General features: G+C 70.8%; 18 protein-coding genes. 14 read left to right on the forward strand and 4 right to left on the reverse strand.

Annotation, left to right across the window (positions count from 1 at the left end):
• Positions 1-18: 18 nt before the first annotated feature.
• Entirely contained in the window at positions 19-4,251 is a 4,233-nt protein-coding gene (gene hrpA / locus BB334_RS12410) for an ATP-dependent RNA helicase HrpA (protein ID WP_232756730.1), read from the reverse strand.
• A gap of 184 nt (positions 4,252-4,435) precedes the next feature.
• Between hrpA and BB334_RS12415 the strand changes: the two genes are divergently transcribed.
• From BB334_RS12415 to mgtE, 10 genes are all read left to right on the forward strand, one after another.
• A complete protein-coding gene (locus BB334_RS12415) occupies positions 4,436-4,954 on the forward strand; it encodes a DUF2478 domain-containing protein (protein ID WP_068808794.1) in 519 nt (172 codons plus the stop codon).
• A 98-nt stretch (positions 4,955-5,052) separates the two neighbouring features.
• Positions 5,053-5,877 carry an undecaprenyl-diphosphate phosphatase gene (locus tag BB334_RS12420; RefSeq protein WP_068808795.1) on the forward strand — a complete coding sequence of 275 codons (825 nt, stop codon included), beginning with the start codon at positions 5,053-5,055 and terminating at the stop codon, positions 5,875-5,877.
• Complete coding sequence (locus tag BB334_RS12425; RefSeq protein ID WP_068808796.1) at positions 5,874-6,452, forward strand: YqiA/YcfP family alpha/beta fold hydrolase; 579 nt, start codon at positions 5,874-5,876, stop codon at positions 6,450-6,452. The genes BB334_RS12420 and BB334_RS12425 overlap by 4 nt, the downstream gene beginning before the upstream one ends.
• Positions 6,449-7,285, forward strand: a complete 837-nt coding sequence (locus tag BB334_RS12430) for a class I SAM-dependent methyltransferase (RefSeq protein WP_068808797.1) — start codon at positions 6,449-6,451, stop codon at positions 7,283-7,285. The genes BB334_RS12425 and BB334_RS12430 overlap by 4 nt, the downstream gene beginning before the upstream one ends.
• Before the next feature lie 53 nt (positions 7,286-7,338).
• Positions 7,339-8,214, forward strand: coding sequence for an EamA family transporter RarD (rarD, locus tag BB334_RS12435; protein ID WP_068808945.1), 876 nt, complete (start codon positions 7,339-7,341; stop codon positions 8,212-8,214).
• Between the two features lie 35 nt (positions 8,215-8,249).
• Entirely contained in the window at positions 8,250-10,157 is a 1,908-nt protein-coding gene (locus BB334_RS12440) for a ribonuclease catalytic domain-containing protein (RefSeq protein ID WP_068808798.1), read from the forward strand.
• A 7-nt stretch (positions 10,158-10,164) separates the two neighbouring features.
• Positions 10,165-11,046 carry an energy transducer TonB gene (locus BB334_RS12445; RefSeq protein ID WP_068808799.1) on the forward strand — a complete coding sequence of 294 codons (882 nt, stop codon included), beginning with the start codon at positions 10,165-10,167 and terminating at the stop codon, positions 11,044-11,046.
• Positions 11,047-11,056: 10 nt separating this feature from the next.
• Positions 11,057-11,890, forward strand: coding sequence for a shikimate dehydrogenase (gene aroE / locus BB334_RS12450; RefSeq protein ID WP_068808800.1), 834 nt, complete (start codon positions 11,057-11,059; stop codon positions 11,888-11,890).
• Positions 11,891-11,898: 8 nt separating this feature from the next.
• Positions 11,899-12,600 (forward strand): monofunctional biosynthetic peptidoglycan transglycosylase, encoded by a 702-nt coding sequence (gene mtgA / locus BB334_RS12455; protein WP_068808801.1) that lies wholly within the window; start codon positions 11,899-11,901, stop codon positions 12,598-12,600.
• 217 nt (positions 12,601-12,817) lie between these two features.
• Positions 12,818-14,260 carry a magnesium transporter gene (mgtE, locus tag BB334_RS12460; RefSeq protein WP_068808802.1) on the forward strand — a complete coding sequence of 481 codons (1,443 nt, stop codon included), beginning with the start codon at positions 12,818-12,820 and terminating at the stop codon, positions 14,258-14,260.
• A 22-nt stretch (positions 14,261-14,282) separates the two neighbouring features.
• Here the strand turns inward: mgtE and BB334_RS12465 are convergent, their stop codons facing one another.
• The 3 genes from BB334_RS12465 to thiE all read right to left on the reverse strand — a co-directional run bounded on the left by BB334_RS12465 (position 14,283) and on the right by thiE (position 17,827).
• The gene (locus BB334_RS12465) at positions 14,283-15,821 is read right to left on the reverse strand and encodes an extracellular catalytic domain type 1 short-chain-length polyhydroxyalkanoate depolymerase (protein WP_068808803.1); all 1,539 of its coding nucleotides are present in this window, start codon (positions 15,819-15,821) and stop codon (positions 14,283-14,285) included.
• On the reverse strand, positions 15,821-17,101 hold the full coding sequence (gene hemL / locus BB334_RS12470; RefSeq protein WP_068808804.1) for a glutamate-1-semialdehyde 2,1-aminomutase: 1,281 nt from the start codon (positions 17,099-17,101) through the stop codon (positions 15,821-15,823). Before hemL ends, BB334_RS12465 begins: the two co-directional genes overlap by 1 nt.
• A 93-nt stretch (positions 17,102-17,194) precedes the next feature.
• Entirely contained in the window at positions 17,195-17,827 is a 633-nt protein-coding gene (thiE, locus tag BB334_RS12475; protein WP_068808805.1) for a thiamine phosphate synthase, read from the reverse strand.
• 160 nt (positions 17,828-17,987) lie between these two features.
• Between thiE and BB334_RS12480 the strand changes: the two genes are divergently transcribed.
• The 4 genes from BB334_RS12480 to BB334_RS12495 all read left to right on the forward strand — a co-directional run bounded on the left by BB334_RS12480 (position 17,988) and on the right by BB334_RS12495 (position 19,506).
• On the forward strand, positions 17,988-18,140 hold the full coding sequence (locus BB334_RS12480; RefSeq protein WP_198531248.1) for a rubredoxin: 153 nt from the start codon (positions 17,988-17,990) through the stop codon (positions 18,138-18,140).
• A 68-nt stretch (positions 18,141-18,208) separates the two neighbouring features.
• Positions 18,209-18,595 (forward strand): response regulator, encoded by a 387-nt coding sequence (locus tag BB334_RS12485; RefSeq protein WP_068808807.1) that lies wholly within the window; start codon positions 18,209-18,211, stop codon positions 18,593-18,595.
• A gap of 28 nt (positions 18,596-18,623) precedes the next feature.
• Positions 18,624-18,989, forward strand: coding sequence for a response regulator transcription factor (locus BB334_RS12490; protein WP_068808808.1), 366 nt, complete (start codon positions 18,624-18,626; stop codon positions 18,987-18,989).
• Positions 18,990-18,993: 4 nt separating this feature from the next.
• The gene (locus BB334_RS12495; protein ID WP_068808809.1) at positions 18,994-19,506 is read left to right on the forward strand and encodes a chemotaxis protein CheW; all 513 of its coding nucleotides are present in this window, start codon (positions 18,994-18,996) and stop codon (positions 19,504-19,506) included.
• Positions 19,507-19,562: the final 56 nt, after the last annotated feature.

Raw genomic sequence — 19,562 nt, forward strand, 5'->3', positions numbered from 1 at the left:
AGGTCCGCGCGCCGCAGATCAGCGCGGCCTGGCCTCCCAGATCTTCTGCAGGCGCTTGACCGATACCGGCATCGGCGTCTTCAGTTCCTGCGCCAACACCCCCACCCGCAGCTCCTCGAGCAGCCAGCGGAATTCCTCGAGCTTCGGATCCACCACCCCCGCCCGCCGCTTCGCCGCCCACTCCCGCTCCAGGGTCTGGGCCAGCCCGCGGCACTCACGCATCATCTGGGCGTCGCGCGCGGGATTGTTACGAAGCTTGTCGAGCCGGATCGACACCGCCTTCAGGTAGCGCGGGAAGTGCGCCAGCCGCTCCCAGTCGAAATCGACCAGGAAGCGCTTCGGCAGCAGCGCCGCGAGCTGACCCTGGATGTCGGCCACCACCTCGGGGAAGGTCTTCAACCCGGCCAGCCGCTTCTGCAGCGCAGCGTGTTCGGTGACGATCTGCTGCGCGAGGCGGATGAACTCCTGCGCCACCAGCATCACCCGCTGGCGCGCCTCGCCGCAGCGCCGCTCGAAGGCCACGGCGTCGGCCGGCAGCGGTTCGAGCAGGCAGCAGCGCGTCAGCGTCGCCTCCTCGAGCTGGGCCCTCAGCTCCGCCTCGGTACCGAAATTCATGTAGTGCAAGGCCAGTTCGCGCAGGCTCGGCAGCCTGCCGATCGCCTTTACCTGCTCCTTCAGGGCGAGCGCGAACAGCCGCGCCAGCCCGCGGCGGTGCACTCGCGCCGCCTCCTCGGGGGTATCGAAGGGCCGGATCGACACGCTGTCCCCGTCGTCGTGGAGCGCTGGAAAGCCGATCACCTCGCGCCCGCCGACCTCGATCTCGAGCAGCTCGGGCAGCGTGGCGAAGGTCCACCCGGTAAAACCGGTGAGCGTAGCGGGGGGCCCGGAGGCGCCCGTCGCCGTCTTCGCGTCGCGCCGCGCGCCGGCCTCGGCCACCTCGCCCTGCCCTGCCTTTCCCCGCGCCGCGCGGCTCGTGCGCGCCACATCCGGCACTTCGACGCCCGCCGCCGCGAGCGCGGCGCCGATCCGGGCCGCGCCGAAGCGCGCCGCGACCTGCTCGCGGAAGCGCGTGCGCAGCTCGGCGAGGTTGCGCGACTGGCCGAGCATGCGTCCATGCTCGTCGATGACGCGGAAATTCATGAAGCAGTGCGGCTTCAGGTTCTCGACGCGGAAGCTCTCGAGCGGCAGCTTCAGGTGCACCCGCTCCTCGACGAAGCGCTGCAGCATCTTCAGCAGCGGTTCGTGGGTGTCGAACTCACTCGCCTCGAAGGCCGCCATGAAGGCGGCCGCGCTGTCGGCGATCGGCTGCAGGCGGTGGCGATGCTTCTGCGGCACGGTCTTCATCAGCGCCGTGACCTTCTCCTCGAGCAGGCCGGGCACCAGCCATTCGCAGCGGCTGACGGGGATCTGGTTGAGCATCGCCAGCGGCACCGTCAGGGTGACGCCGTCATCGGCCTCGCCCGGCTGGTGCAAGTAGGCGAGCTTGAGCTTCTGGCCGAGCACCTCGAGCGCCGCCGGGAAGCGGTCGGTGGTCACCCCTTCCGCCTCGTGGCGCATCAGCTGATCGCGCGACAGGTGCAGCAGCTTCGGCTCGGCCTTCTCGACCGTCTTGCGCCAGGCCTCGAAACCGGCGAGGTCGCACACCTCCGCGGGAATCCTGTTGTCGTAGAAGGCCTCGATCAGCGTCTCGTCCACCAGCACGTCGGGACGGCGCGACTTGTGCTCGAGGCGCTCGATCTCCGCCACCAGGCGCTGGTTGTGGGCGAGGAAAGCCATCGCGCGCGCAGGCGCCTCGGCGATCTCGCCCTGCACCAGCCCCTCGCGGATGAAGAGCTCGCGGCACAGCGCGGGGTCGATGTCGCGGTAGGCCACACCGCGGCGCGGGTAGATCACCAAGCCGTAGAGCGTGCCGCGCTCCCAGGCGCGCACTGCGCCCGACGACTTCGACCAGTGGGGTTCGAACACCTGCCGTTTGATCAGGTGGCCGCCGACCTCCTCCACCCATTCCGGCTCGATGCGCGCGATGCAGCGCCCGAACAGGCGGCTGGTCTCGACCTGCTCGGCGGCCATGATCCACTTGCCCGCCTTTCTCGCCAGCGCCGAGCCGGGATGCGGCCAGAACTTGATGCCGCGCGCGCCGAGGTAGGAACCGGCCTGGGCGCCGGAAGTGTCCTCGACCTTGCAGCCGATGTTGCCGAGCAGGCCGGCGAGCAGCGCCTTGTGGATGGCCTCGTAGTTCGCCGGCTGGGCGTTCTCCTTCCAGCCGTGCTCGGCGCACAGCGTGTGCAACTGGGTGAACACATCGCGCCACTCGCGCATCCGCATGTAGTTGAGAAAGTGCTTCTTACACCAGGCCTTCTGCTTGCTCGAGGACTCGTGGCGCTGCACCTCGTCCCACGCCTTCCACAGATGCCAGTACCACAGGAACTCCGACTTCTGGTCCTGCTCGCCGCCGCGGAACTTCGCATGCGCCTGGTCGGCCGCGCCGGGGCTGTCCTGCGGCCGTTCGCGCGGATCCTGTACCGACAGCGCGGCGGCGATCACCAGCACCTCGGCGAGCGCGCCGCGGTCGCGCGCGGCGAGGATCATGCGGCCGATGCGCGGGTCGAGCGGCAATTTCGCCAGCTCGATGCCGGTCGGCGTCAGCCTGCGCTCATCGTCCTCGGTCACCGCGCCGAGCTCGGCAAGCAGCGCGTAGCCATCGCCGATCAGGCGCGAGCCGGGCGCGTCGATGAAGGGAAAGTCCTCCACTGCGCCGAGCTTGAGCGACTTCATGCGCAGGATCACGCCGGCGAGCGAGGAGCGCAGGATCTCGGGGTCGGTGTGCGCCGGACGGCGACTGAAGTCGTCCTCGTCATACAGACGGATGCAGATCCCGTCCATCACGCGGCCGCAGCGGCCGGCGCGCTGCTGGGCCGCCGACTGAGCGACCTTCTCGATCTGCAGCTGCTCGACCTTGTTGCGTGGGGAGTAGCGCTTGACGCGCGCGAGCCCCGTATCGACCACGTAGCGGATGCCGGGCACGGTGAGCGAGGTCTCGGCGACATTGGTCGACAGCACCACCCGGCGGCCGTTGGACGGCGAGAACACCCGCGCCTGCTCCTGCGCCGACTGCCGCGCGAAAAGCGGCAGGATCTCGGTGCCGGGCAGGTGATGCGCCTTCCGTAGCGCCTCCGCGGCCTCGCGGATCTCGCGCTCACCGGGCAGGAAGACGAGCACGTCGCCCGGCCCGCAACGCTGGGCCTCGTCGACCGCGTCGACCAGCGCATCCAGCAGGTCGCGGCCCTTGTCTCTTCCGCGGCCGTCTCTCGCCTTCTCGCCCGCTCGCTTGTCGGTCTTCGGCGCCCCCGTGCGCGCGGCCGCAGCCGGCTCGAGTCCCTCGCCCTCCACCGGCCGGTAGCGCATCTCGATCGGATACAGCCGCCCTGAGACCTCGATCACCGGCGCCGGCCTGCCTGCCGCGTCGGCAAAGTGCTTCGCGAAGCGCTCGGCGTCGAGCGTCGCCGAGGTGACCACCACCTTGAGGTCGGGCCGGCGCGGCAGCAGGGTCTTCAGGTAGCCGAGCAGGAAGTCGATGTTGAGGCTGCGCTCGTGCGCCTCGTCGATGATCAAGGTGTCATAGGCGGCGAGCAGCGGATCGGTCTGGGTCTCGGCGAGCAGGATGCCGTCGGTCATCAGCTTGATGTGACTGCGCTCGCCGGTCTTGTCGGTGAAGCGGATCTTGAAACCCACCGCCTGGCCGAGGGGGCTGTTCAGCTCCTGCGCGATGCGGGTCGCGGTGGCGCGCGCCGCGAGCCGGCGCGGCTGAGTGTGGCCGATGAGGCCGGCGACGCCGCGACCGAGCGTCATCGCGATCTTGGGCAGCTGGGTGGTCTTGCCCGAGCCGGTCTCGCCGCAGACGATGATCACCTGGTGCGCCTGCAGCGCCGCGGCGATCTCCTCGCGGCGGGCCGACACCGGCAGTTCGGCGGGGAACTCCGGGACGGGCAGCGCCGCACGCCGCGCCGCCAGCGCCGCGCGCGAACGCTCGATCAGCGCGTCAAGGTCGGCCTGCACGCGCGCCGCTCTCGCCTGCTGCCGCCCGTCGGCGGCCTCGCCACCCTCGCGCGCGCCGCCGCGCCGCCCGCTCGTCCGGCTGCCGCCGCGCAGTTCGCGCGCCATACGCCTCAGACGCGGACGGTCCACGCTCAGACAATCCTCGAAATTCATTGACGCCGGCGCAGCGCCGGCCCTGCTTCGATCGGAACTCATGCTGTCCTGCCGGTGATCCGCTCCGCCACCGGGCTTTCCGGTGCGTTGGCGAAGGTGAAAAGCGGCACATTATCCCCGCCCAGCCGACCTGGCGGAAAGCACCGCGGTTTGCGCGCCTTTCCTTCCTGCCCGGCCATGGTCGGTGCGACAATCGGAGCGCAACCCTCTCTCGCCCAGCAAGGCCATGTCCCCCCTCCCGATCGCCGCCATCGTCTATACGCCCACCGACAACATCGAAGCCCTGCTGATGCAGGCGGCGCGTGCGCTCGCCGCGCGCGGCGTGCGGCTCGGTGGCGTGATCCAGCACGACATCGCCACCGTCATCGACGATCCCTGCGCGATGGAGCTGGAGAACCTCGAGACCGGCGAGTGCTTCGCGCTGTCGCAGGCGCTCGGCAGCGGCTCGATCGCCTGCCGCCTCGACCCGGCCGCGCTCGCCGAGGGCGGGGTGGCGGTACGCGGTGCGCTCGAGCGCGGCGCCGAGCTCATCGTCGTCAATAAGTTCGGCGCACAGGAAGCCGCCGGCGGCGGCCTGCGCGACGAGATGGGCTTCACCGCCGGCGCCGGCGTGCCGCTGCTGACCGCCGTCGGCGAGCGCTTCCTCGATGAGTGGGGTGCTTTCACCGGCGGCGCAGGCAGCCTGCTCGAGCCGCGCCTGGAGTGCGTGCTCGCGTGGTGGGAGGGACTGCAGGCGAAGGGCTGAACGCCTCTGGGGCGCGCCGCCGCAAAGCGTCGCCGTCGCTGCAGCGCAACAGGCGGGCGCTATAATGGCTGGCTTTTCCCGCCGCCGGACCTTATCGCATGGACCTCCCCCTCCTGCTCACCGCCCTCGTGCTCGGCATCGTCGAGGGTCTCACCGAGTTCCTGCCGATCTCATCCACCGGCCACCTGATCGTCCTCGGCGACCTGCTCGGCTACAACGACGACGCCAGCAAGGTGTTCAAGATCGTCATCCAGCTCGGAGCGATCCTCGCCGTATGCTGGGACTACCGCGAGCGCCTGCTGCACATCGCCGGCACACTCACCACCGAACGCGCCTCGCAGCGCTTCGTCGGCTTGCTCTTCGTCGGCTTCCTGCCCGCCGCGGTGCTCGGCCTGATGTTCCACGCCACGATCAAGAGCCTGCTGTTCAACCCGATCACGGTCGCCACCGCGCTGGTGATCGGCGGCGTGGTCATCCTCTACGTGGAAAAGCGCGCCTACCACCCGCGCATCCACGCGGTCGATGCGATGCGCTGGAGCGACGCGCTCAAGGTCGGCTTCGCCCAGGCGCTGGCGATGATCCCCGGCACCTCGCGCTCGGGCGCGACGATCATGGGCGGCCTGATCTTCGGCCTGTCGCGCAAGAGCGCCGCCGAGTTTTCCTTCTTCCTCGCCATCCCGACGATGTTCGCGGCGACGGTCTACGACCTGTACAAGAACTGGGCCCTGCTGCGACTGGAAGACCTGCCGGTGTTCGCGGTCGGCTTCGTCGCCTCCTTCGTGGCCGCGATGTGGGCGGTGCGCGGCTTCATCAAGTTCATCTCCAACCACACCTTCGTCGGCTTCGCCTGGTACCGCATCGTGTTCGGCCTCGTCGTGCTGGCCACCTGGTACTTCGGCTGGGTCGAATGGAGCGAGCCATGATCATCTACCTGCACGGTTTCCGCTCGTCGCCCGCCTCGATCAAGGCGAGCGCGCTCGGCGCCCGCATGCGCGCGCTCGGCCTCGGCGCGGCATGGTGGTGCGAGCAGCTGCCGGTGGCGCCGCGGGCCGCGATCGAACTCGCCGAGGCGCAGATCGCACGTTGCCGCGACGCCGGCGTCGCGCCGACCGTGGTCGGCAGCTCGCTCGGCGGCTACTACGCAACCTGGCTCGCCGAACGCCACGCCCTGCGCGCGGTGCTGGTCAATCCGGCGGTGGTCGCGCCACTCGAGCTCGAGGCCTACGTCGGCCGCCAGGAAAACATGTATACCGGCGAGAGCTTCGACTTCACCCGCGACCACATCGAGCAGCTGCGCGCGCTCGAGGTGGCCGAAATCACCCACCCCGAGCGCTACTGGCTGATGGTGGAGACCGGCGACGAGGTGCTCGACTACCGCCACGCAGTAGAGAAGTACGACGGTGCGAGACAGACCGTACTCGACGGCGGTGACCACAGCTTTACGCGCTGGAACCACTACCTCGACGAGATCATCCGCTTCGCGGGACTGCAATCATGACGACCGGCTTCGACCCCCGCCGCTTCAAGGCCATGGAACGCGCAGGCTTCAACCGCATCGCCGGCCGCTATGCCGACAGCGCCCACCTGCGTGTCGAACTCGCCGAGGCCCTGCTCGCGGCCGCCGCGGTGGCGCCCGGCGAACGCGTGCTCGACCTCGCCAGCGGCCCCTGCCTGCTCGCTGCCGACGCCGCGCACCGCACCCAGCCGGGCGGCCTGGTGCTCGCCACCGACATCGCCGAGAGCATGCTCGCAGAGGGTGCCCGCCGATGCGGCCCTCGGAACGGCCTGCTGTTCGCTGCCGCCGACGCCGAGCACCTGTGCCTCGCCGACGGCTGCATGGACGCGGTGCTCGCCGGCCTCGCGCTGTTCATGTTCCCCCATCCTGAGCGCGCGCTCGTCGAGATGCACCGCGTGCTCGTGCCCGGCGGTCGCCTGGTGTTGTCGGTATGGAGCGAACGCGAACGGGTGCCGCTGATCGCGCGCGCACAGGACTGCATCGCGCGCCTGTTGCCGTCGCCCAAGGTGGCCCGCCCCTCGGTATTCCGCTTCGGCACGCCGGCCGTGCTGGAGGAGTCGCTGCGCAGCGCCGGCTTCGACGAAATCACCCTCGCGCCCTGCCGCTTCAGCTGTCGCTTCGCCGACGCCGAAGCCTACTGGCAGGCTTTCCTCGATCTCGCCGGCGGCGCTGCCGAGGCGCTCGGCCGCCTGCCCGAGGCCACCGGCGCAGCGCTGCGCGCCGCGGTGGAGCACGACCTCGAAGTCCATCGCGACCCAGAGGGCGGCTTCACGGTTCCCGCCGAGGCCCTGGTCGCCGTCGCCCGCCGCCGCTGACACCGCCCGAGCGGATCCTGGACCCCGCCGCCTCCCTCGCCTACCGGCGAGGCATCGCCGCCACGTTGTCGGCCTTCACCGTGTGGGGGCTGATGCCGCTCTACTTCCGCGCGGTGGGCAGCGTGCCGCCGTTCGAGATCGTCGCCCACCGCATGCTGTGGTCGGTGCTCTTCCTCGCCGCCCTGCTCGCCTTCGTGCCGGCCACCGGCGGCCTGCGCGGCCTCGGCGCGGTCTGGCGCCAGCCCCGGCTGCTCGCCACGCTTGCGCTCACTGCGCTGCTGACCGGCAGCAACTGGCTGGTGTTCGTGTGGTCGGTCGACGCCGGGCGCGTGGTCGAGGCGGCGCTCGGCTACTTCATCAACCCCCTCGTCAGCGTGCTGCTCGGCCGCCTCTTCCTCGGCGAGCGCCTGCGTCCGCTGCAGCAGCTGGCGGTCGCGGTGGCCGCCGCCGGCGTGGCCTGGCGGGTATGGGAACTCGGCAGCCTGCCGTGGATCCCGCTCTTCCTCGCCGGCACTTTCGGCCTCTACGGCCTGCTCCGGAAGCGCGCGCCGGTCGATGCCGTGCGCGGTCTCTTCGTCGAGACCCTCATCGTCGCCCCGCTCGCCGCCGCCTGGCTGCTGTGGCAGGCCGGGCGCGGCGGGCTCGGCTTCGGCGCCGACCCGCTGGTCGACGCACTGCTGCCGCTGGCCGGCGTGCTCACCGCGATCCCACTGATGCTGTTCGCCTTCGGCGCGCGCCGCCTGCCGCTCGCCACGGTCGGCTTCCTGCAGTACATCGCGCCCTCGATCAACCTGCTGGTGGCGGTCTTCGTGTTCGGGGAGCCCTTCGACCACGCCCAGCTGCTGAGCTTCGGTCTGATCTGGACGGCGCTCGCGATCTACACGGCCGACCTGCTGCGCCTCGCCACGCGCCGCGGCCGAATCCAGTAAACTACCGCGCTTGCTCACTTTTCTGGCGGATGCCAATGTTCGTGCTGTTCGAAGAGGACGGGGCCTTCCGGGCCGGTACCGTGCTCGCTGATAACGATGCCACGCTGCAGGTGGAGACCACCCACGGCAAGCGCGTCAAGCTCAAGCGCGCCAACCTGCTGCTCGAGTTCCGCGAGCCCGCGCCGGCGGCGCTGCTGGCGCGCGCCGAGGCCGACGCCGAGCAGCTCGACACCGAGTTCCTGTGGGAGGTTTGCGGCGAAGCCGAGTTCGGCTTCACCGAGTTCGCCGCCGAGTACCACGGCCGTCCCGCCACGCCGGTCGAGGCCGCGTCGGTGCTGCTGCGCCTGCACTCGGCGCCGATCTGGTTTCACCGCAAGGGCAGGGGGCGGTTCCGCAAGGCACCGCCCGAAATCCTGCAGGCGGCGCTCGCCGGCCTCGAGAAGAAGCGCCAGCAGGCGATCGCGATCGAGCAGATGCGTGCCCAGCTGGTCGAGGGCAGGATGCCGCCCGAGCTCGCCAGCCTGATGCCGCAAGCGCTCTACCGGCCCGACCGCAACCGGCTCGAGATCAAGGCGCTCGAGGCGGCCTGCGTGGATGCCGGCCTGTCCGCACCGCGCCTGCTGCTCAAGTGCGGGGCGCTGAAGTCGAGCTACGAATTCCACTACAACCGCTTCCTGTTCGAGCACTTCCCGGAAGGCACCCACTTCCCGCCCTTCGAGATCGAGCGCACCGCCGACGCCCTGCCGCGCGCCGAGGTCGCCGCGTTCTCGATCGACGATGCCAGCACCACCGAGATCGACGACGCGTTCTCGGTCACCCCCCGCGAGGGAGGCGGCTGGCGCATCGGCATCCACATCGCCGCGCCGGCGCTCGGCATGTCGCGCGGCTCGGTCCTCGATGCGATCGCGCGCCGGCGGCTGTCGACCGTGTACATGCCGGGGAGCAAGATCACCATGCTGCCCGACGAGGTGGTGGAAACCTTCACCCTCGCCGAAGGCCGCGACTGCCCCGCGGTGTCGCTCTACCTCGACCTCACCCCCGGGCTGGCGATCGTGGGCGAGGAAAGCCGGGTCGAACTGGTGCCGATCGTGGCCAACCTGCGCCATCACGACATCGAGCCGATCTTCAACGACGACACGGTGATGCAGGGCATCCCCGACTTCCGCTGGAAGACGGAGCTGATGCTGCTGTGGGACCTGGCGAACATCCTCGAGGCCGGCCGCGGCAAGGCCGGCGACAACGAGGACCGCATCGACTACGGCTTCAGCGTCGACTGGGCGCAGGAGAACGGCGACGGCCCCGGCCACGTGACGATCTCGCAGCGCAAGCGCGGCTCGCCGATGGACAAGCTGGTGTCCGAGCTGATGATTTACGCCAACATGACCTGGGGCAAGCTGCTCGACCAGGCCGGCGTGCCCGGCATCTACCGGGTGCAGGGCGGCGGCAAGGTGCGCATGAGCACCGCTGCGGCGCCGCATGAAGGCCTCGGGGTGGACTGCTACGCGTGGTCGAGTTCTCCGCTGCGCCGCTATGTCGACATGGCCAACCAGTGGCAGATCGTCTCGGTGCTGCAGGAGCGCGACCCCGCCTTCGCGCCGCGCTCGCCCGATCTGATGGCTGCGATCCGCGACTTCGAACTCACCTACGCCGCATACGCCGAGTTCCAGCGCCACATGGAGCGTTACTGGTGCCTGCGCTGGCTGCGCCAGCGCGGCGGCGGCGAGATCGAGGCGTTGGTGCTGCGCGAGAACGTCGTGCGGCTGGCACCGATCCCGCTGGTGTTCAAGGTGCCGTCGATGCCGCTGCAGGTGCCGGGCGCGCGCGTGCGGCTGGAGATCGGCCACACCGACCTGCTCGATGTCGAGGTCGAGGCGCGCTATGTCGCCACCCTCTCCGAACCCGACCCGTCGGCCTGGCGCGAGGGCGGTTTCGCCGCGGCCTGAGGCAGCGATGGCAAGCACGACCGCGGCCGCCGCGCCGCGCCCCGCCCGCATCCCGCCGATCGCGTTCGCCTTCGCGCTCTCGATCGCACTCCATGCGCTCCTGCTGCTGGTGCACTTCCAGCTGCCAGAATACCGGCCGGCCGCCGACCGCGGACTCGAGGTCGTGCTGGTCAACGCCCGCCACGCGAAGGCGCCGGAGGAGGCCGAGGTGCTGGCGCAGACCAACATCGACGCCGGCGGCAGCAACGCCGTCGAGGCCACGCCGAGCACGCCGCTGCCGCCGCGCGAGGTGCAGCGCGAGGGCGACGCGCTGGCCGAGACCCGCCGCCGGGCGCCGCCGCGCGAGGCACCGCAGAAGCCGGTGCTCACCGCCCCCAGGGCGCCGGTTGCCGTCGCCCGCCGCGAGCGCGCGGAAGAGGCGCCGACGCCGCAGCCGCAGCCGGTGGCGAGCGGCCTCGACCTGCTCGACAGTGCGGCGGCGATCGCCCGCGTCGAGGCGCGCATCGACCGCAACCTCCAGCCGGAAGCCGCACGCCCGCGCAAGAAGTTCATCGGCGCACGCGCGAAGGAGTACCGCTTCGCCCAGTACGTCGAGGACTGGCGCCTGAAGGTCGAGCGCGTCGGCATGGTGAACTACCCCGAGGCCGCGCGCGGCCGGCTTTACGGCAGCCTGCTGCTGTCGGTGACGATCCGCGCCGATGGCAAGGTGCAGGACGTCGCGGTGCATCGCAGTTCGGGCCACAAGGTGCTCGACGACGCTGCGGTGCGCATCGTCCGCCTGGCGGCGCCCTACGCCCCCTTCCCGCCCGACATCGCGCGCGATACCGACCTGATCGAGATCACCCGCACCTGGAGCTTCACCAGCACCGACCGGGTGCGTACCAACTGAGAGCCTGCCCATGGACCGCTACGCCGTCGTCGGCAACCCGATCGCCCACAGCAAGTCGCCGCAGATCCACGCCGCCTTCGCCCGCCAGAGCGGCGAGGCGATCGCCTACGAAGCCCTGCTCGCCCCGCTCGACGGCTTCGCCGCCACGGTGCAGGCCTTCCGCGCCGGCGGCGGGCGGGGCATGAACGTGACGGTGCCCTTCAAGCTCGAGGCCTTCGCGCTCGCCGACCGCCTGACGCCGCGGGCGGCGGCCGCGGGCGCGGTCAACACCCTCTCGTTCGATGCCGACGGCATTGTCGGCGACAACACCGACGGCGCCGGCCTGGTGCGCGACCTCTTGCACAACCTCGGCTGCGCGCTCGCCGGCCGCCGCGTTCTGCTGCTCGGCGCCGGCGGCGCCGCGCGCGGCGCCCTGTTGCCGCTGCTCGAGGCCGGCCCGGCCGCGCTCACGGTCGCCAACCGCACCGCCGCGAAGGCGCGCGCGCTGGCCGGCGAGTTCGGCCCGCGCGCGGCCGGCGCCGCGCTCGACGGCTGCGGCCTCGACGCCCTCGACGGGCGCCACTTCGACATCCTCATCAACGCCACCGCCGCCAGCCTCGCCGACAAGGCGCCTGCGCTGCCGCCCGGACTGTACGCCTCGGCCTACCTCGCCTACGACATGATGTACGGCCGCGGCGACACCCCCTTCCTCACCGCGGCGCGCGCCGGCGGCGCGATGCGCTGCGCCGACGGCCTGGGCATGCTGGTCGAGCAGGCGGCGGAGAGCTTCTTCGTCTGGCGCGGCGTACGTCCGGACGGCGCGCCGGTACTCGCCGCGCTGCGCCTTCAGCTCGGCGCGGGCTGAGCACGGACATGAGGAAGGCGCCGACCTGGCTGTCCTGGCTCGGCCGCGGCGTGCTCGTCGCGCTGCTGCTGTTGCTGTTCTGGCAGCTCGTACTGCTGACCCAGGTGATCTGGTGGAGCCGCTTCGATCCGGGCAGCACCAGCTTCATGCGCATGCGCCTCGCCGAAATGCGCGAGACCGACCCCGACGCCGAGCTGCGACACCGCTGGGTACCCTACGAGCAGATCTCGGAACATCTGAAGCGCGCGGTGGTCGCCGCCGAGGACGACCGCTTCCTCGAGCACGGTGGCTTCGACTGGCTGGGCATCGAGCGCGCGCTCGAACGCAACGAAGCGCGCGGCCGACTGGTGGCGGGTGGCTCGACGATCAGCCAGCAGCTGGCGAAGAACCTGTTCCTGTCGCCTTCGCGCAGCTGGCTGCGCAAGGGCCAGGAGGCGGTGTTGACGGTGATGATCGAAACCTTCTGGGACAAGCGTCGCATCCTCGAGACCTACCTGAACGTGGTCGAATGGGGCAATGGCGTGTTCGGCGCCGAAGCCGCCGCCCAGCGCTACTACGGCACCACCGCCGCCCGCCTCGGCCCCGCCCAGGCCGCCCGCCTCGCGGTGATGCTGCCAAATCCGCGCCGCTACGAGCGCCAGTTCGGCCCGCGGCTGGCAGCCCATGCCGAACGGGTGCGCCGCCGCATGGCGTACTCGCAAGTGCCCTGAGCTCGCGCGGGAGGGGTCGCGGTCGCGGCCTTGCGGGCGCGGCGCGTGGGGTTGGTGTAGGCGGCCAGGACACGGCATTCGCAGCTCCTGCCGGGGGAGGGACCGACCGGGGCGGCTACCGTCGGCCGCCGCCGACCCGGGGTCGCGTGCGGCGCAGCAAGCCCGTAGAATTCCCGCTTGCAGTCCCCCTCCACCCCCAGCCCAGGGCGCGCGCACGATGAACCAGGAAGAGGAACTCCACCCGGACGACATCCAGCAGCACCTGCGCGAAGTGCTCGAGCTGCTGGCGCGCCAGAAGGTGGTGGAGGAGCTGGTGCACCGCCAGAACATGCCGCGCCACGAGCTGGTCGAGAGCCTGGTGCACAAGCAGCACGTGGCCGAGCTGCAGCACAAGCTGGATTCGCTCCACCCCGCCGACATCGCCTACATCCTCGAGGCGCTGCCGCTCGAGGAGCGCCTGTTCGTATGGGACCTCGTGAAGGCCGAGCGCGACGGCGAGATCCTGCTCGAAGTCTCCGATGCGGTGCGCGAATCCCTGATCGAGACGATGGACTCGCAGGAGCTGAAGGCGGCGGCCGAGTCGCTCGACGCCGACGAGCTCGCCGACCTCGCGCCCGACCTGCCGCCCGAGGTCATCCAGGACGTCTTCCAGTCGCTCGACAGCGAGGGCCGCGAACAGCTGCGCGCGGCGATGTCCTACCCGGAGGACTCGGTCGGCGCGCTGATGGACTTCGACATGGTGACGGTGCGCGAGGACGTCAGCCTCGAGGTCGTGCTGCGCTACCTGCGCCGCTTCGACGAGCTGCCCGACCACACCGACAAGCTCTTCGTGGTCGACCGGGAGGACCACCTGAAGGGCATCCTGACCCTCGAGACCCTGCTCATCAGCGATCCCGAGCTCAGCGTCGCCGAAGTGATGCGCTCGGAAACGGTGATCAGCTTCACCCCCGAGGACGAGGCCGACGACGCGGCCCAGGCCTTCCAGCGCTACGACCTCATCTCGGCGCCGGTCATCGACGGCGAGAAGCGCGTCATCGGCCGCCTCACGGTGGCCGACGTGGTCGATTACATCCGTGAGGAATCCGAGGCCGAGATCCTCGGCAACGCCGGCCTGCGCGAGGAGGAGGACATCTTCGCCTCGGTGTGGGATTCGGTTAAGAACCGCTGGGCGTGGCTGGCGATCAACCTGGTCACCGCCTTCGTCGCCTCGCGCGTCATCGGACTGTTCGAGGAGTCGATCGAGAAGCTGGTCGCGCTCGCCGCGCTGATGCCGATCGTGGCCGGCATCGGCGGCAACTCGGGCAACCAGACGGTGACCATGATCGTGCGCGCGATCGCGATGGGCCAGGTCGAGCAGAGCGCGATGTACCGCCTGCTGCGCAAGGAGCTCGGCGTCGCGCTGGTCAACGGCCTGGTGTGGGGCGGCCTGCTCGGCGTGCTGTCGTGGTGGCTCTACGGCAGCGCCCCGCTCGGCGCGGTGATGACCGGCGCAATGACACTGAACCTGCTGCTCGCCGCCAGCGCCGGGGTGCTGGTGCCGATGCTGCGCGAGCGCCTCGGCGCCGACCCCGCGATCGGCGGGTCGGTGATGATCACCGCGCTCACCGACTCCGGCGGCTTCTTCATCTTCCTCGGTCTGGCGACGATCTTCCTGCTGTGAGCGCGCCCACCGGCGGCAGGCTTCAGCGCTCGCAGACCGGCGGCCGGTGGGCGTGCCAGCGCCCGGCCTCGCCTTCGTGGAGCGCCACCACCGACCACCAGTCCCAGGCGTAACCGATGTCCTGCCGGTCCGCACCGGCGAGCGCGCGGCTGAAGAACCAGCCGCCGGCGCGTGCGCGCCCGGCGCCGAGATGCGCGAGGGGCGAGGCGCGCACGCTCACGCAGCGCAGCGCCGGCGCGGCCGGATCGACCACCTCCACCAGCCGCTGCGCGCGCACCTCCCTGCCGCCGGCATCCACCGCCCGGTAGTCGCAGACATGACTGCCGGCACGCGCGGTGTCGAGCGCACCGCAGTCCGCGCTCACCGCCACGGGCTCGCCCGCCGCGTCCCAGGCGCGCGCCCCGGGATCGGCGAAGGTCGTACCCTGCGGCAGGCGCAGCGGGTTGTCGCCCGCGATCGCCAGGCGCGGCCGACCGGCGGCTTCCGCATCGGTGCGCGGGTGGCGGACGAAGAAATCCCACACGATCTCCGGATGCACCGGCCCCTCGCGCAGCGCATAGGCACCGTCGGCGCCGTGCTCGCCGCCGATCCAGTAATGGCCGTGGTCCTCGTCGCGTGCGCTCGGCGTCGCCAGCGGCCCGTCATAGAACACCGCCTCCACCAGCGAGCGCCCGCCGGCCGCGGCCTCGGCGGCATGCCGCGCATGCCGGCAGCGGTAGTCGTCGCCGCCGAAGACCGGCGTGCAGGGGGCGAGCGAAACCGGCCCGGCAAGCGGGTCGGCGCCGTGAGCGGCGAGGTGGGCGTCGCGCAGGATGCGTCCCGCCGGCTGCACCACGGTGCAGTCGCGTTCGTTCTGGATCACCAGCAGCGGGATCGGATAGCCGTCGTTCAGTTCGGCACGCATGTCCGCCACCACCCGTTCGACCGGATGCAGGCGGGCGCTGCCAGGGCAGTTCCCGGACAGCGACACTGCGGCGGCGTCCTCCCCATAGCCGAGGCCGGCAACGCTGGCGGCCGCCGCCCAGTACTCGTTGTGGGTGACCGCGGCGACCACGCTCATCGCCCCGCCCGAGCTCAGGCCGACGATGTAGCGCCGCGCGGGATCGATCGCGTGGCGCGACTCGACCTCGCGGGCGATGCGGTAGAGGTCCTCCGGCTCGCCGCGCCCCTGGTGGCGATGATCCTCCATCCAGAAGCCCCAGCAGTTGGGGTTGCGCCAACCATCGTAGCTGGTGATGAAGGGGGCGACGAGGATGAAGCGATGCCGGTCGGCGGCGGCGCGCAGGCCCCAGTCGGCGAGCACGTCGTCATGGGTCTGGCGACAGCCGTGCAGCGCCATCACCAGTGGCGCGGGACCGGAAAGCCCGTCGGGCCGATAGACCTTGTACTCGCGCTCGCGTCCGCCCGGGTAGTCCTGCGCCGGCAGGCGCAGGGTCTCGACCGTGCCCGCCTGAACTGCTCCGGCGAGCAGCGCCAGCAGCAGGCCGGCCGCTGCCCGTCGCAGGATTCCCCGCAGCGTCCTCGCGGCTTCGCTCACGGGCGACGGCAGCGCTTCGCGCATCAGAGGTCGGCGAAGACCTTGCGCGCGGCCTCCACCGTCGCCGCGATCTCCGCCTCGCCGTGGGCTGCGGAGACGAAGCCGGCCTCGAAGGCCGAGGGCGCGAAATAGTGGCCGGCGTCGAGCATCTCGTGGAAGAAGCGGTTGAACACATCGCGCTCCGAAGCCATCACGTCGGCGAAGGAAGCGGGCACGTCAGCGCTGAAATAGAGCCCGAACATGCCGCCCACCGCGTCGGCACGGAAGCGCACACCCGCCTCGCGCGCGGCCGCCTCGAGCCCCGACACCAGCGTCTGCGTGCGCGCGCCGAGGCCCTCGTAGAAGCCGGGTTTGCGCACCAGCTTCAGCGAGGCCAGGCCGGCGGCGACGGCCACCGGGCTGCCCGACAGCGTGCCCGCCTGATACACCGGACCGAGCGGCGCGATTTTCTCCATGATGTCGCGCCGGCCGCCGAAGGCGCCCACCGGCATGCCGCCGCCGATCACCTTGCCCAGCGTGGTGAGGTCGGGGGTGATGCCGTACAGGCCCTGCACGCCCTGCGGACCGACGCGGAAGCCGGTCATCACCTCGTCGAAGATGAGCACCGCGCCGTGTTCGGTGCACAGCCGGCGCAGGCCCTCGAGGAAGCCGGGCCGCGGCTTCACCAGGTTCATGTTGCCGGCCACCGGCTCGACGATGATCGCAGCGATCTCGTCGCCACGCGCCTTGAACACCGCCTCGACCTGGTCGAGATCGTTGTAGTCGAGCACGATCGTGTGCTTCGCGAAATCGGCCGGCACCCCGCCCGAGGACGGGTTGCCGAAGGTCAGCAGGCCGGAGCCCGCCTTCACCAGCAGGCTGTCGGCGTGGCCGTGGTAGCAGCCCTCGAACTTGACGATCGCGTCGCGCCCGGTGAAGCCGCGTGCGAGCCGGATGGCGCTCATCGTCGCCTCGGTGCCGGAACTGACCAGGCGCACCATCTCGATCGAGGGCAGCAGCGCGCAGATCAGCTCGGCCATCTCGACCTCGGCCTCGGTCGGCGCGCCGAAGGACAGGCCCTTGAGCGCCGCCTCGCGCACCGCCTCGACGATCGCCGGGTGGGCGTGGCCGGTGATCGCGGGGCCCCAGGAGCCGACGTAGTCGATGTACGCCTTGCCGTCGGCGTCCCATACCCGCGCCCCTTCGGCACGCTCGATGAAGCGCGGCGCACCGCCGACCGAGCGGAAGGCGCGTACGGGCGAATTGACGCCACCGGGGATGGTGCGCTGGGCGCGCTCAAAAAGGGCTTCGTTGCGGCTGCTCATCTCGGGTCCTGTCCTGCAAAAGACGAAAGCCGGCATTCTCCCCCGCGCCGCCGGAGCGGTCCACCACGCCGGCAAGCCTGCGCCTGCCGCCGCTCAGAACAGCGCGCGATAGGCCGCGGCGCGCGCGCCCGGATCATCGGCGCCGAACACGTCGCTGACCACCGCCACCAGGTCGGCGCCGGCGCCGACCAGGCCGGGCGCGTTCTCCAGCGTGATGCCGCCGATCGCCGCCACCGGCAGGCCGAGCTCGCGGCGCGCGCGGCCGAGCAGCTCGACCGCCGCGGGCTCCGCCTCGGGCTTGGTACGCGAGGCGAACATCGCGCCGAAGGCGACATAGTCGGCGCCCGCCTCGGCGCCGCGCTCCGCGCGCGCCCATTCCGAATAGCAGCTGAGGCCCAGGATGCGCCCGGCGCCGAGCGCCCGCCGCGCCGCCGAAGGATCGCCGTCGTCGCGTCCGAGATGAGCGCCGTCGGCGCCGATCTCGAGCGCGAGTGCGAGGTCGTCGTTGATCAGCAGCGGCACCTCCGCCGTGCGGCACAGCGCCTGCAGCGCGAGCGCCTGCTCGCGGCGCAGCGCGGGCGCGGCGAGCTTGTTGCGGTACTGCAGCAAAGCCGGCCGGCCCTCGAGCACGCGGGCGACGAGGGCGGTCAGGCGCGCGGTGTCGGCCTCGTCCGGCGTCACCGCGTAAAGGCCGCGCCAGCGCGGTGCGGAACAGGATGCGGTCATAAAAGGGCTCCCTGAAACCGGCACCGAGAACTACGACACGCCCGCGGCGTCGTCGCCTCTGGAAGCGCCGGAAAAGTCGGATAACATCGATTGCATTCTACATGCCAGCCTTGTGGGAGCGCTCCGACCGATGGCCGACGAAACCCCGTACAAGACCTACATGTGCCTGATCTGCGGCTTCATCTACGACGAGGCCGCGGGCCTGCCCGAAGACGGCATCGCGCCCGGTACGCGCTGGACCGACCTGCCGCCGGACTGGACCTGCCCCGACTGCGACGCGCGCAAGGAAGATTTCGAAGTCGTCGAAATTTGACCCCCATGCCGGCATGGTCCAGGCCGGTGACATGCCGCCGCAAACCGAACCTCGATGGTGCGAGAAACATGGAACAAACCGCGACCAAGGTCCTGGTCATCGACGACAGCAACACGATCCGTCGCAGCGCCGAGATTTTCCTCGGCCAGGCGGGTTACGAGGTCATCCTCGCCGAGGACGGCTTCGACGCGCTGTCGAAGATCAGCGACCACGCGCCGGACGTGGTGTTCGTCGACATCATGATGCCGCGCCTGGATGGCTACCAGACCTGCGCCCTGATCAAGAGGAACCCGCGACTGTCCTCCACCCCGGTGATCATGCTGTCGTCGAAGGACGGCCTCTTCGACCGCGCCCGCGGACGCATGGCCGGCTCCGACGAATACCTCACCAAGCCCTTCACCAAGGACAGCCTGCTGAAGATGGTGGCGTCCCACTCGGGACGCGCCGCCCGCTGATTTCAACACCCCGACCAGCCAAGCGAACATGCCGATACAAACGATCCTCGTGGTGGACGACTCGCCCACCGAACGCCTTGCCCTCACCGAAGTCCTGACCGCGCAGGGCTACCAGGTGGTGACCGCCGAGAACGGCGAGGACGCGATTGCGAAGAGCATCGACGCCCGCCCCGACCTCATCCTCATGGACGTCGTCATGCCCGGCATGAACGGCTACCAGGCCACGCGCAAGATCTCGCGCAACGACGCCACCAGCGACATCCCGGTCATCATCTGCACCACCAAGGGGCAGGAGACGGACCGCATCTGGGGCATGCGCCAGGGCGCGACCGACTACATGGTCAAGCCGGTGAACCACGCCGAGCTGCTTGACCGCATCCGCGCGCTCGGCTGATCCCATGGCGAGACGAACCAGCCTGCGCGAATTCCAGGAGAACCTGGCGCGCCGCCTCAGCGAGGCGAGGACCGGCGACCATCGCGGCCTGCTCGGCTTTCAGGCGGGCGACGAGAACTGGCTGATCGATCTCGCCGATTCGGGCGAGATCCTGCCGCCTCCCGCCTTCGTGCCGGTGCCGCTGACCCGCCCCTGGTTCCGCGGCCTGGCCAACGTGCGCGGCACCCTGCACGGGGTGATCGACTTTGCCGGGCTGCACGGCCAACCGCCCATCCATCCCGCCGGCCAGGCCCGCCTGCTGCTCGTCGGCACGCGCCAGGGCGTCAACTCGGCGCTGCTCGTGTCGCGCGCCAGCGGCCTTCGCAGCGCGGACGACTTCCGCCCGGCGACGCCGATCGAGGACGCACGCCCCTGGGCCGGCGCCCATCTGCGCGACAGCCAGGGCCACCTGTGGCACAAGCTCGACGTGGCACGGCTGCTCGCCCATCCGCAATTCCTCGACGCCGGCGCCGACTGAGCCCGACGTCCCCCCGACACCACCTATCCGACATCCACCCATTTTTCGGCGGGGCA

Origin of the sequence: Thauera phenolivorans (assembly GCF_001696715.1) — a bacterium.
In the GTDB taxonomy this organism is placed as follows: domain Bacteria; phylum Pseudomonadota; class Gammaproteobacteria; order Burkholderiales; family Rhodocyclaceae; genus Thauera; species Thauera phenolivorans.

What these genes read in the sequence shown, in the direction of transcription:
- BB334_RS12425 (WP_068808796.1), top strand. Translation starts at nt 5,874, where the DNA reads ATGATCATCTACCTGCACGGTTTCCGCTCGTCGCCCGCCTCGATCAAG.
- BB334_RS12445 (WP_068808799.1), top strand. Translation starts at nt 10,165, where the DNA reads ATGGCAAGCACGACCGCGGCCGCCGCGCCGCGCCCCGCCCGCATCCCG.
- BB334_RS12430 (WP_068808797.1), top strand. Translation starts at nt 6,449, where the DNA reads ATGACGACCGGCTTCGACCCCCGCCGCTTCAAGGCCATGGAACGCGCA.
- BB334_RS12420 (WP_068808795.1), top strand. Translation starts at nt 5,053, where the DNA reads ATGGACCTCCCCCTCCTGCTCACCGCCCTCGTGCTCGGCATCGTCGAG.
- BB334_RS12465 (WP_068808803.1), bottom strand. Translation starts at nt 15,821, where the DNA reads ATGCGCGAAGCGCTGCCGTCGCCCGTGAGCGAAGCCGCGAGGACGCTG.
- BB334_RS12415 (WP_068808794.1), top strand. Translation starts at nt 4,436, where the DNA reads ATGTCCCCCCTCCCGATCGCCGCCATCGTCTATACGCCCACCGACAAC.
- mtgA (WP_068808801.1), top strand. Translation starts at nt 11,899, where the DNA reads ATGAGGAAGGCGCCGACCTGGCTGTCCTGGCTCGGCCGCGGCGTGCTC.
- mgtE (WP_068808802.1), top strand. Translation starts at nt 12,818, where the DNA reads ATGAACCAGGAAGAGGAACTCCACCCGGACGACATCCAGCAGCACCTG.
- BB334_RS12485 (WP_068808807.1), top strand. Translation starts at nt 18,209, where the DNA reads ATGGAACAAACCGCGACCAAGGTCCTGGTCATCGACGACAGCAACACG.
- aroE (WP_068808800.1), top strand. Translation starts at nt 11,057, where the DNA reads ATGGACCGCTACGCCGTCGTCGGCAACCCGATCGCCCACAGCAAGTCG.
- BB334_RS12495 (WP_068808809.1), top strand. Translation starts at nt 18,994, where the DNA reads ATGGCGAGACGAACCAGCCTGCGCGAATTCCAGGAGAACCTGGCGCGC.
- BB334_RS12440 (WP_068808798.1), top strand. Translation starts at nt 8,250, where the DNA reads ATGTTCGTGCTGTTCGAAGAGGACGGGGCCTTCCGGGCCGGTACCGTG.
- BB334_RS12490 (WP_068808808.1), top strand. Translation starts at nt 18,624, where the DNA reads ATGCCGATACAAACGATCCTCGTGGTGGACGACTCGCCCACCGAACGC.
- thiE (WP_068808805.1), bottom strand. Translation starts at nt 17,827, where the DNA reads ATGACCGCATCCTGTTCCGCACCGCGCTGGCGCGGCCTTTACGCGGTG.
- BB334_RS12480 (WP_198531248.1), top strand. Translation starts at nt 17,988, where the DNA reads ATGTGCCTGATCTGCGGCTTCATCTACGACGAGGCCGCGGGCCTGCCC.
- hrpA (WP_232756730.1), bottom strand. Translation starts at nt 4,251, where the DNA reads ATGAGTTCCGATCGAAGCAGGGCCGGCGCTGCGCCGGCGTCAATGAAT.
- hemL (WP_068808804.1), bottom strand. Translation starts at nt 17,101, where the DNA reads ATGAGCAGCCGCAACGAAGCCCTTTTTGAGCGCGCCCAGCGCACCATC.